This window comes from Streptomyces sp. NBC_00483, from assembly GCF_036013745.1.
Taxonomy (GTDB): domain Bacteria; phylum Actinomycetota; class Actinomycetes; order Streptomycetales; family Streptomycetaceae; genus Streptomyces.
Window position 1 is genome coordinate 7,646,588 of record NZ_CP107880.1, and the last position, 11,903, is coordinate 7,658,490.

The 11,903-nt window shown below is 68.5% G+C and carries 9 protein-coding genes; 3 read left to right on the forward strand and 6 right to left on the reverse strand.

Annotation, left to right across the window (positions count from 1 at the left end):
• Positions 1-736 precede the first annotated feature (736 nt).
• Positions 737-2,617, forward strand: coding sequence for a molecular chaperone DnaK (gene dnaK, locus OHA73_RS34245; protein ID WP_327656985.1), 1,881 nt, complete (start codon positions 737-739; stop codon positions 2,615-2,617).
• Between the two features lie 39 nt (positions 2,618-2,656).
• Here dnaK and OHA73_RS34250 read toward each other — a convergent pair whose 3' ends face one another.
• Genes OHA73_RS34250 through OHA73_RS34270 form a run of 5 tightly spaced genes read right to left on the reverse strand, consistent with a single transcriptional unit; the run spans position 2,657 to position 10,156 of the window.
• Positions 2,657-3,520 carry a helix-turn-helix domain-containing protein gene (locus OHA73_RS34250; RefSeq protein ID WP_267068614.1) on the reverse strand — a complete coding sequence of 288 codons (864 nt, stop codon included), beginning with the start codon at positions 3,518-3,520 and terminating at the stop codon, positions 2,657-2,659.
• Between the two features lie 21 nt (positions 3,521-3,541).
• A complete protein-coding gene (gene narI, locus OHA73_RS34255) occupies positions 3,542-4,264 on the reverse strand; it encodes a respiratory nitrate reductase subunit gamma (protein ID WP_266715473.1) in 723 nt (240 codons plus the stop codon).
• The gene (narJ, locus tag OHA73_RS34260; RefSeq protein ID WP_266715474.1) at positions 4,261-4,848 is read right to left on the reverse strand and encodes a nitrate reductase molybdenum cofactor assembly chaperone; all 588 of its coding nucleotides are present in this window, start codon (positions 4,846-4,848) and stop codon (positions 4,261-4,263) included. Before narJ ends, narI begins: the two co-directional genes overlap by 4 nt.
• Positions 4,848-6,470: a nitrate reductase subunit beta gene (narH, locus tag OHA73_RS34265; RefSeq protein WP_327656986.1), complete on the reverse strand. Its 1,623-nt coding sequence runs from the start codon at positions 6,468-6,470 to the stop codon at positions 4,848-4,850. The genes narJ and narH overlap by 1 nt, the downstream gene beginning before the upstream one ends.
• Positions 6,470-10,156 (reverse strand): nitrate reductase subunit alpha, encoded by a 3,687-nt coding sequence (locus tag OHA73_RS34270; RefSeq protein WP_327656987.1) that lies wholly within the window; start codon positions 10,154-10,156, stop codon positions 6,470-6,472. Before OHA73_RS34270 ends, narH begins: the two co-directional genes overlap by 1 nt.
• Before the next feature lie 183 nt (positions 10,157-10,339).
• On the opposite strand from OHA73_RS34270, the gene OHA73_RS34275 reads away from it, so the two are divergent.
• A complete protein-coding gene (locus tag OHA73_RS34275) occupies positions 10,340-10,759 on the forward strand; it encodes a hypothetical protein (protein WP_327656988.1) in 420 nt (139 codons plus the stop codon).
• On the opposite strand, the gene OHA73_RS34280 is transcribed toward OHA73_RS34275, so the two are convergent.
• Complete coding sequence (locus OHA73_RS34280) at positions 10,741-11,553, reverse strand: helix-turn-helix domain-containing protein (RefSeq protein WP_327656989.1); 813 nt, start codon at positions 11,551-11,553, stop codon at positions 10,741-10,743. The two genes, OHA73_RS34275 and OHA73_RS34280, sit on opposite strands and share 19 nt — an antisense overlap.
• Positions 11,554-11,591: 38 nt before the next feature.
• Between OHA73_RS34280 and OHA73_RS34285 the strand changes: the two genes are divergently transcribed.
• On the forward strand, positions 11,592-11,891 hold the full coding sequence (locus OHA73_RS34285; RefSeq protein WP_327656990.1) for a 4a-hydroxytetrahydrobiopterin dehydratase: 300 nt from the start codon (positions 11,592-11,594) through the stop codon (positions 11,889-11,891).
• Positions 11,892-11,903 lie beyond the last annotated feature (12 nt).

Genomic DNA, 11,903 nt, shown 5'->3' on the forward strand with positions numbered 1-11,903 from the left:
GTGAACTGATCACATAGATGATGTGAACTCAATCGAGAATCGATCAACGACATGACATGACGAACACAACACGATGAACATGATGATGACGAACATGAATGATTGAACGCGATGATGAATGAATGAGATCACGAACAACTCAACACGAATGAACCAAAGAGAACTGTGAACGAACTGAACGAATGAACTAACTCAACGAACCTGAATCAACACAACGAGTAAGAACAACTGAGACAACAACAACGCGTAACTGTGTGGATACACAGAACCAACAGCGCCATTGCGTGTCAGACCACAGTGAGCCTGAGCAACATGAGGGTCACCAAAGGTAGGGGTGTCTGTACGTGGGTATGTCCGAGTAATGTGGGGGTTGCACGCAACCTGCCCCGTGAGCCAGGCGCTCACCGGCACGACGATCACGCTGACCGCCAAGCTGGGTGGCTAGACCTAGGGTCTGTCGTTTGGATCAGGCCGGATCAGGGAGCGGGGTAGTGGGGCCTCCCCTGCTCGAGCGAAGCCGAGAGCTTGGGGAAGCGTGCGATCGCAAGGCGGAGGGGGGAGTCGACGCGGAGCGTCGGCGACCGACGACAACGCCGCGAGCGTGCGTGCCGGGCCCCGCGAGCCCGGACTGATCCAAACGACAGGCCCTAGGCGTCCGCGCTCTTGACGTAGGCCCGCTCACGCCCTGTGCTGGATCCGGACGTGGGCGGGCCTTCGCATGGAATGGGGACGTGTCATGGGGCGTGCGGTAGGTATCGATCTCGGTACGACGAACTCGGTGGTTGCCGTGCTCGAGGGCGGTGAGCCCACCGTCATCGCCAACGCGGAGGGCGCGCGCACCACGCCCTCGATCGTCGCCTTCGCCAGGTCGTCGAGCGCCGAGGTGCTCGTCGGCGAGGTCGCCAAGCGGCAGGCCGTGACGAACGTCGAGCGCACCGCGCGCTCCGTCAAACGGCATATGGGGGACGGGAGTTGGCGCTTCCCCGACTCCGGTGACATCGACGGTCACCGCTACAGCGCGCAGGAGCTCGCCGCCCGCGTCCTGCAGAAACTCAAGCGCGACGCCGAGTCGTACCTCGGCGAGGACGTCACCGACGCCGTCGTCACCGTGCCCGCCTACTTCGACGACGCGCAGCGCCAGGCCACGAAGGAGGCCGGCGAGATCGCGGGCCTGAAGGTCCTGCGCATCGTCAACGAGCCGACCGCCGCCGCGCTCGCGTACGGGCTCGACAAGGGCGACGAGCAGACGGTCCTCGTCTTCGACCTGGGCGGTGGCACCTTCGACGTGTCGCTCCTGGAGATGGGCGAGGGCGTCATCGAGGTCAAGGCCACCAATGGCGACACCCAACTCGGCGGCGACGACTGGGACCAGCGGATCGTCGACCATCTCGCGCGGCAGTTCAAGAACGCCCACGGCATCGACCTCGCCGAAGACAAGATGGCCGTGCAGCGGCTGCGCGAGGGCGCCGAGAAGGCCAAGATCGAGCTGTCCTCGTCCAGCGAGACGACCATCAACCTGCCCTACGTCACGGCCTCCGCCGCGGGCCCCCTGCACCTCGACGAGAAGCTGACGCGCGCTCAACTCCAGGAACTCACCGGGGACTTGCTCGACCGCTGCAAGAAACCCTTCCACCAGGCCGTCAAGGACGCGGGCGTCGAGCTGAAGGACATCGACCACGTGATCCTGGTCGGCGGGTCCACGCGCATGCCCGCCGTCACCGACCTCGTGAAGGAACTCACCGGGAAGGACCCGCACAAGGGCGTCAACCCGGACGAGGTCGTCGCTGTCGGCGCCACGTACCAGGCCGGTGTGATCCGCGGCGATGTGAAGGACGTGCTGCTGCTCGACGTCACCCCGCTGTCGCTCGGCATCGAGACCAAGGGCGGGGTGATGACCAAGCTCATCGAGCGCAACACGACCATTCCCACCCGCCGTTCGGAGAGCTTCACGACCGCCGCCGACAACCAGCCCTCCGTCGGCATCCAGGTCTTCCAGGGTGAGCGGGAGATCGCCGCCTACAACAAGAAGCTGGGCGTCTTCGACCTCACAGGACTCCCGCCCGCGCCGCGCGGCGTGCCGCAGATCGAGGTCACCTTCGACATCGACGCCAACGGGATCATGCACGTCGGCGCCAAGGACCTCGCCACGGGGCGCGAGCAGAAGATGACGGTGACCGGCGGCTCGGCGCTGCCCAAGGACGAGATCGACCGGATGATGAGGGAGGCCGAGGCGCACGCCGAGGAGGACCGCACGCGCCGCGAGGCGGCCGAGGTCCGCAACGAGGCGGAGCAGCTCGTCTACCAGACGGAGCGCTTCCTGCGGGAGAACGACGAGGACACGGGGCGCATCCCCGCCGCGACGCGGGCCGAAGTGGAGGATTCCGTACGGGAGTTGAAGACCGTACTGGAGTCCAAGGAGCCGTCCACGCAGGAGTTGCGCGAGGGCGTGCGCAAGCTGGCCGAGGTCAGCCAGCGGATGGGTCAGGCGATGTACCAGGCGGCCTCGTCGGCCCAGGGAGACGCGCCGCCGTCGGGCGAGCGGCCGCCTCAGGACCGGGAAAAGGACGCCCCCGAGGACGTGGTCGACGCCGAGATCGTGGACGACGACAAGCCCTAGGTGGACGACGACAGGCCCGAGTCGGTCACTGCCGGCCGGTCATCCGAGGGCTGCCCGCTCCCGCTCCAGGATCTCCACCGTCCGCTCGGCCCCGGCCGCCTGTGCCACCAGGTGGTCGAGCACCTCCAGGTGCATGCCGACCTCGTCCCGGGCGTCCAGGTACAGGGCCCCGGTCACGTACTCGCTGTAGACCATGTCCGGCAGCTCCCTGACCGGGAACCGGAACAGCGTGAACGGGCCGAACGTGCCGGGGTGCGGCCCCGACGCGAACTCGGCTATCTGGAGCGTCACGTTGGGGCGCCGCGTCACTTCGATGAGCCGGTCCAGCTGGCCGCGCAGCACCTCGGGGCCGCCGGGCGGGCGCCGCAGCACCGTCTCGTCCATGACGACCCACAGGTGCGGCGAGTCCTCCCGGTCGAGCAGCGACTGGCGGGCCATGCGCAGGTCGATGTGCCGGTCGACCTCCTCGGGCCGGGAGCGGCCCACCGTGCCGGCGTCGAAGACGGCCCGCGCGTACGCCTCCGTCTGCAACAGGCCTGGCACGAAGTGCGGTTCGTAGGCGCGGATCATCGAGGCCGCGCCCTCAAGGCTGACGTACAGGCTGAACCAGTCGGGGAGCACATCGTGGAACCGCTGCCACCAACCCGGCAGATTCGCGTCCTCGGCGAGCGCCACGAAGGCCTCGATCTCCCGCTCCGGCACCTCGTACAGCTCCAACAGCATCTGCACGTAGGGGATCTTGAGCGCGACCTCCGCGGTCTCCATCCTGCGGATCGTCGCGCTCGCCACGCGCAGCGGCCTGGCCGCCTCCTCGCGCTTGAGTCCGCGGGCCTCGCGCAGATCACGCAGGCGGCGACCGAGGACGACCTGGCCCACGGTGGGCGCGGGCCGACGTTCACTCACCTTGGTACGTCTCCCCAGGAGTTAGGAGCCGGTGCGCTCCCACCCCCGACGCTCCGGCCGCGCGCCGAGACGCCGCGGATCGCGGCTGCGGTAAACGACGTACGGGCGGAACAGGTACTGCACCGGCGCGCTGAACATATGCACGAGCCGGGTGAACGGTACCAGCGCAATCAGTAGCATGCCCACTACTGCGTGGATCTGATAGAGCGTAGGCACCCCGTCCATGAGCACCACATCGGGGCTCAGCGTGAACAGGCTGCGCGACCAAGGGGCGATGGTCTGCCGGTAGTCGTAGCCGTTGCCGCCCGAGTGCGTGAGCTTGGCCGTCATGCCGAGGACGATCGCGCCGAGCAGGAACACGTACATGGTCTTGTCGTTGCGCGTCGTGGCCAGCAGCACCGGGGCCTTGGTGCGGCGCCGGTAGACCAGCATCGCGATCCCGACCACCGCGAGCACGCCCGCGAAGGTGCCGCCGATCAGCGAGAACATGTGGTACGTGTGCTCGCTGACGCCGACCTTCTCGGTCCACGACTCCGGGATGAACAGGCCGACGATGTGGCCCACGAGCACGAAGAGGATGCCGTAGTGGAACATCGGCGACGCGATGTTGAGCAGCTTCGACTCGTAGACCTGCGACGAGCGCGTCGTCCAGCCGAACTTGTCGTAGCGGTAGCGCCAGATGGTGCCGGCGATCAGCAGGACGAACGCCACGTAGGGCAGGACACCGAAGAGCGCTGTGTTCACCGCGCGTGCTCCTTCTCGAGGAGGGGAAGTGCGAAGGGTTCGAGACCGACGTCCTCTTGGGGCGGTCCCGACCGGGCGAGCGCCTGTGCCTCTGCACGGTCCTTGGGGGAGGGCCCCGGCAGGGCGGCGCACACCGCGTTGAGGACGGTCGCGTACGGGGTGCCGTGGTCGGTGAGGGCGAACCGCAGCAGTTCGAGGCCCGCGCGGTTGTCCTCCAGCAGGAACGTGCCCTCCTGCGCGGAGAATTCGAGGACGGCGGGCAGGAAGTCCGGGAGTTCCTCGCCGGTGAACTCCATGCCGTGCTCCCGGTAGACCTCCTTCATCCGCACCAGGGACATGCCGCGCCTGCGGGTGTCGCCGTCGCGCCACCACGTCAGATACAGGCTGTGCCGGTTCTTGAAGTCGAAGACCTGGACGTAGTGGGCCGCCAGATCCTGCATCGGCGTGGCCTCGGCGTGCTCGACGAAGGGGGCGAGCGGCGGCGCGGCCGCGCGGATCAGCGGAAGCCGCTGGTAGAACTCCTCGTCCGGGTACGTGAGACAGAGCGCGGAAGCCTGAAGGAGCAGGGAGGTCCGGTCGGTCATCAGCTGTCCTCCTTGTCGGTGCTGTCTGCTGTCTGCCGTTCCTTGCTGAGCTGGAAGTTCTCGACGGAGACGACGGGCAGCAGCTTGCGGCCGTCGGCGACGGTCGTCCCGGAGTCGCCGCCGAAGGGGCCCTCGCCGCCCATGCCGGGGCCGCCCTCGTGGTCGAGCGAGCAGGTGTCCGACGGCAGTGCGGACTCCTCCAGGCGCTGCGCGTCGCCGACCGCCGCGGTCGGGATCACGTAGCGGTCCTCGTACTTGGCGATGGCGAGCAGCCGGTACATCTCCTCGATCTCGTGCGGTGACATGCCGATGGACTCGGCGATCGAACTGTCGGGCAGGTCACCGAGGTTGATGGCCCGCATGTGCGAGCGCATCGCGGCCAGCTTCTCCAGCGAGGCACGTACGGGCTTGGTGTCGCCCGCCGTGAAGATCTCCGCCAGGTATTCGAGGGGGATGCGCAGTGTGTCGATCGCGCCGAACAGGTTCGAGTGGTCCTCGCCGTCGTGCCCGGTCTCGGTGAGCGCGTCGACGACGGGGGAGAGCGGCGGGATGTACCAGACCATCGGCATCGTCCGGTACTCCGGGTGCAGCGGCAGCGCCACCTTGTACTTGCTGATGAGCGCGTGCACGGGGGAGCGCCGCGCGGCCTCCATCCAGTCGTACGGGATGCCCGCCTCCTCGGCGGCCCGCTGCACCGCGGGGTCCTCGGGGTCGAGGAAGATGCCCAACTGCTCCTCGTACAAGTCGTGTTCGTTCTTCGAGGAGGCGGCCTCCGTCACCTTGTCGGCGTCGTAGAGCATCACGCCGAGATAGCGGAGCCGGCCCACGCAGGTCTCCGAGCAGACCGTCGGCAGACCCACCTCCAGGCGCGGATAGCAGAGCGTGCACTTCTCGGCCTTGCCGGTGCGGTGGTTGAAGTACACCTTCTTGTACGGGCAGCCGGTGACACACATCCGCCAGCCGCGGCAGGAGTCCTGGTCGACGAGGACGATGCCGTCCTCGACGCGCTTGTACATCGCGCCCGAGGGGCAGGACGAGACGCACGACGGGTTGAGGCAGTGCTCGCAGATCCGCGGCAGATAGAACATGAAGGTCTGCTCGAACTGGAACTTGACCTTCTCCGCGGCCTGTTCGCGGGTCTTCTCCACCATCGGGTCGAGATCGCCGTACTGGGCGGAGCCGCCGAGGTTGTCGTCCCAGTTGGAGGACCACTCGATCTTCATCGGCTTGCCGCTGATCAGGGAGCGGGGCTCCGCGACGGGATAGTCGTCGCCGAGCGGGGCGTTGGTGAGGTTCTTGTAGTCGTACGTCCAGGGCTCGTAGTAGTCCTTGATCTCCGGCAGCTTCGGGTTGGAGAAGATGCCGAGGAGCTTCTTGAACCGGCCGCCGCCCTTCAGCTTCAGGGCGCCCTTCTTGTTGAGCTCCCAGCCGCCGCGCCACTTCTCCTGGTCCTCGTAGCGGCGCGGATAGCCCTGCCCGGGGCGGGTCTCGACGTTGTTGAACCAGACGTACTCCATGCCGTTGCGGTTGGTCCACGCCTGCTTGCAGGTGACCGAGCAGGTGTGGCAGCCGATGCACTTGTCGAGGTTCATGACCATCGCGACCTGAGCCATGATGCGCATCAGTACTGGACCTCCTGGGAGCGGCGGCGGATGACCGTGACCTCGTCGCGCTGGTTGCCCGTCGGGCCGAGGTAGTTGAACGCCCAGCTCAACTGGGCGTAGCCGCCGATGAGATGGGACGGCTTGAGGATGAGTCGGGTGAGCGAGTTGTGGATGCCGCCGCGCTTTCCGGTCGTCTCCGCCTTGGGCACGTTGACGGTGCGTTCCTGCGCGTGGTGCATGTAGACCGTGCCGGCCGGCATGCGGTGGGAGACGATCGCGCGGGCGACGACGACGCCGTTGCGGTTCACGGCCTCGATCCAGTCGTTGTCCTTGACGCCGATCGAGTCGGCGTCCTGCGGGGACATCCAGATGGACTGGCCGCCGCGGGACAGCGCCAGCATGAACAGGTTGTCCTGGTACTCGGAGTGGATGGACCACTTGTTGTGCGGGGTGAGGTAACGGACCGTCACTTCCTTCTCGCCGTCCGGCCCGAGCCGTGGCTCACCGAACAGCCGGTTCATGTCGAGTGGTGGCCGGTAGACGGGCATCGCCTCGCCCAGCTCGTGCATCCAGTCGTGGTCGATGAAGAAGTGCTGGCGACCGGTGAGGGTGTGCCACGGCTTGAGGTGCTCGGTGTTGAGGGTGAACGCCGTGTAGCGGCGCCCGCCGGACTCGCTGCCCGACCACTCGGGCGAGGTGATGACCGGTACGGGCGCGGCCTGCGTGTCCGCGTACGTGATGCGCTTGCCCTCGTGCTCGGCGGAGAGGTGCGCCATCTCCTGGCCCGTACGGGCTTCAAGGGTGTGGAAGCCCTGCGTGGCGAGGCGGCCGTTGGTGGTGCCGGACAGGGCGAGGATGGTGTTCGCCGCCTTGACCGCCGTGTCGAGCGACGGCCGGCCGTCGGCGGGGCCGCCGCGCACGGCGCCGTTGCGCTCGCGCAGCTCCGTGACCTCCTGGTCGGGCTTGAGGGCGATTCCCTTGGCGGGCAGGCCGAGTTGCTCGACGAGCGGGCCGAGCGCGGTGAACTTGGCGCCGATCGCCGTGTAGTCCCGCTCGACGACCGTGAGGTTCGGCATGGTCTTGCCCGGCACCGGCTCGCACTCGCCCTTGTGCCAGTCCAGGACGATGCCGCCGGGCTGCGCGATCTCACCGGGAGTGTCGTGCTGGAGCGGCGTCGCCACCAAGTCCTTGCGTACGCCCAGGTGTTGGGCGGACAGCTCGCTGAGCTTGTGGGCGAGCGCCTTGAACGTGTCGAAGTCGCTGCGCGCCTGCCACGGCGGGTCCACGGCGGGCGTGAACGAGTGCACGTAGGGGTGCATGTCCGTGGAGGCGATGTCGTGCTTCTCGTACCAGGTCGCGGCGGGCAGCACGACGTCGGACAGGAGCGTGGAGGACGTCTGCCGGAAGTCGAGGGACGTCAGCAGGTCGATCTTGCCCTCGGGTGCCTCGTCGTGCCAGGTCACCGTCGAGGGGCGCTCCTCGGGGGAGGCCTCCTCGGCGCGCAGCGAGGAGTGCGTGCCCAGCAGGTGCTTGGTGAAGTACTCGGCGCCCTTCGCGGACGAGCCGAGCAGGTTCGCCCGCCACAGGGTCATCACGCGCGGCCAGTTCTCGGGCGCGTCCGGGTCCTCGCACGCGAACTTCAGCGAGCCCGCCTTGAGTTCGGAGACCGTGTCCTCCACGGACTGCTCACCGAGCGCGAGCGAGCTCCGGTCGAACGTCGGATACGACGGCATCCAGCCCGAACGGGCCGACAGGGACAGCACATCGGCGCCCGTCATGCCCTCGAAGGCGCCCTTGCCGAGCGGGGACGCGAGCACGTCGGCGCTGAACCTGTCGTAGCGCCACTGGTCGGTGTTGAGGAAGAAGAACCCGGTACCGATCATCTGCCGCGGCGGCCGCGACCAGTCGTTGGCGGAGGCGAGCGAGGCCCAGCCGGTGACCGGGCGGCACTTCTCCTGGCCGACGTAGTGGGCCCAGCCGCCGCCGTTCCTGCCCTGGCAGCCGGTGAGCTGAAGGAGGGACAGGAAGCCACGGTAGGTGGTCTCGGAGTGGAACCAGTGGTTCGTGCCGGCGCCCATCAGGATCATGCAGCGCCCGCGCGACTTCTCGGCGGTCTGCGCGAACTCCCGTGCAATCTTTACGCACTTGGCGGCCGGTACGGAGGTGTGCATCTCTTGCCAGGCCGGTGTGCCGGGCGTCTCCGCGTCGTCGTACGAGGCGGGCCACTGGCCCGGGAGGCCGTCGCGCCCGACGCCGTACTGCGCGAGCAGCAGGTCGAACACGGTCGTCACCAGCGGGCCGCCCTGCCCGCCGAGCCGGGTCGCCGGCACACCGCGCCGCACGACCTCGCCGCGGCCCTGCCCGTGCGTGCCGCCGTCGGTGTCGAAGCGGGGGAGCAGCACCTCCACGCCACCGGCGATGTCCGAGTCGTGCAGGCTCAACTTCGGCTGGATATTGCCCAGTTCGAGGTTCCACTTGCCCTTGCCGGACTCGGTCCAGCGAAAGCCGAGGGAGCCGTTCGGAACGACCGGCTGGCCCGTCGCCTCGTCGAGCACGGCGGTCTTCCACTCGGCGCCCTCGCCGCCCTGACCGAGATCGGTGGCGCGCAGGAACTTCGACGGCACGTACGCCCCGTCGCGCTCCTCAAGTGTCACCAGGAACGGCAGGTCGGTGAACTTCTTGACGTAGTCCGTGAAGAACGGCGTCTGCCGGTCGACGAAGAACTCCTTGAGGATCACATGCCCCATGGAGAGCGCGAGCGCGCCGTCGGTCCCGGGGTGCGGGTGCAGCCACTCGTCGGCGAACTTCGCGTTGTCCGCGTAGTCGGGCGCGACGACGACGACCTTCTGGCCGCGATAGCGCGCCTCCGCCATCCAGTGCGCGTCGGGCGTCCTGGTGACCGGGACGTTCGAGCCCCACATCATCAGGTACGCGGCGTCCCACCAGTCACCCGACTCGGGGACGTCGGTCTGGTCGCCGAACACCTGCGGCGAGGCCACCGGCAGGTCCGCGTACCAGTCGTAGAACGACAGCATCGGGGCGCCGATCAGCGAGTGGAACCGGGCCCCCGCCGCGTGCGACACCATCGACATCGCGGGAATGGGGGAGAAGCCGGCGATCCGGTCGGGCCCGTACGTCTTGATGGTGTGCACGTGCGCCGCGGCGATGATCTCCACGGCCTCGTCCCAGGTGGCACGCACCAGGCCGCCCTTGCCGCGGGCCTGCTGGTACCTGCGGCGCCGCTCGGGGTCGGCCTGGATGTCGGCCCACGCGAGCACCGGATCGTGCAGCCGCGCCTTCGCCTCCCGGTACATCTCCACGAGGACGCCCCGGATGTACGGGTAGCGCACCCGGGTCGGCGAGTACGTGTACCAGGAGAACGCGGCGCCGCGTGGGCAGCCACGTGGCTCGTACTCCGGCCGGTCGGGGCCCACGCTCGGATAGTCCGTCTGCTGGGTCTCCCAGGTGATGATGCCGTCCTTGACGTACACCTTCCACCGGCACGAGCCGGTGCAGTTCACGCCGTGCGTGGAGTTCACGACCTTGTCGTGGCTCCAGCGGTCCCGATAGAAGACGTCCCCGTCCCGGCCGCCCTTGATCTGCACGCTGTGCAGGTCCTCGGAGGCCGTCCCCCTCCGGAAGAACCGCCCCGCGCGCAGCAGCGCGGCGTCCGGCTCGGTCGGGGTGCGTGTCGTATCCGTCACCGTTTGCTCCCTCGATGTCCCGTTCTGGGCACGCTAAGGGTCGTGCGGCGGGGGCACACGTCGGCCGGGGCCGTACGAGTCGGGCGCGGGGCCGGCGGCCGGGCATTACCCCGGACGTAATCGACCCGCCATCCGGGCACGGGCAGGGTGGTGTCACCGACCCGATGACGGAGGGTGATCCCCATGTCCGCCACCACGCTCACCAGCACCCCGGTCCAGGCCCGTCGCACCTGGCTGCGCCGCCTGCTCGGTGCCGACGCGCTGGGCACCGGCCTCAACGGCCTCGCCTACGTCGCCGCCTCCGGGCCGATCGGCCGCTTCCTCGGCATCGATCCGGGGCTGCTGCTCGGACTGGGCGCCGGACTGATCGTCTACGCCGCCGCGGTCGCGGCGCTCGCCGCGCGCAGCAGCCCGCCCGCGCTCGGCGTGCGCACCGTGGTCGAGGTCAACCTCGCCTGGACGGTGCTCAGCTTCGTCGCGCTGTTCGCCTGGCTGGAGCCGAGCACGGCCGGGATGGTGTACGGGTCGCTGCAGGCCGTGGTGGTGGCGGCGTTCGCGGGGCTCCAGTACGCCGCGCTGCGGGGTCAGCCCAGCGCGGAGTGAAGGTATTTCGCCGTCGCCGGGTCGGCCGGGAGCAGCGTCTCCACGGCCAGCTCGGCGACCGTCACGTCCATCGGCGTATTGAACGTCGAGATCGACGACACGAACGACAACAGGTGCCCCTCGTGCTCGATCACCATCGGCAGCGCGAAGTACGGCAGCAGGGGCGCGACCGGCTCGTTCCCGGCCGGGCGGCCAGGCGGCAGCGGATACGCGGACACCTCCTCGTACAGCTCCCGCAGCGGCTGCGACCCGGTCAGCGCGATCTGCTGCTCCATCTGTGCCAGCAGATGCCCCCGCCACTCGCGCAGATTCCTGATCCGCGGCGCGAGGCCCTCCGGGTGCAGGGTGAGCCGCATCGCGTTCAGCGGCTCGGTGAGCAGGTGCGCGGGCGCCGAGGACATCAGCAGGGCGATGCCGCCGTTCGCCGCGATCACGTTGAACGTCGCGTCGACGATGAACGCCGGGTACGGCTCGTAGCCGCGCAGCAGCGTTTCGAGCCCTTCCCGCAGCACGCCGAGCGAGGGATCGTCGAGCGGGGTCTCCTTGAACCGCGGCGCGTAACCCGCCGCAAGGAGAAGGGCGTTGCGCTCCCTCATCGGTACGTCGAGATGCTCGGCGAGCCGCAGCACGAGGTCCTGGCTCGGCCGCGAACGCCCCGTCTCCACGAAACTGATGTGCCGCGCCGAGGAGCCCGCCCGCAGCGCGAGCTCCAGCTGGCTGACCCGCCGCCGCTCGCGCCAGCCGCGCAGCAGGGCGCCCACTTCTGACGTGTTCTTGCGCGCTGCGGCAGTCATGGGAAGACCGTAGCCGGATCCGGTGGCACGCTGGAGGCATGCCTACTGAACCGCTCTCCCAGAAGGACATCGAGGACCGCCTCACCGAACTGCCGGGCTGGTCCGTGGAAGACGGCGCGCTCACGCGCACGTACCGCCTGGACTCGCACTTCGCGGCGGCGGCACTCGTCATGCACATCGCGCAGACCCAGGAGGCCCTGAACCACCACTCGAACCTGACGCTCGGCTATAACACGGTGACCCTCGCGGTGAACACGCACGACGCGGGCGGCGCCCTCACGGCGAAGGACTTCGCGCTGGCGGAGCGGGTCGAGAAGCTGGCTGGGGGACATCTTTAAGCCCCGCCCTGG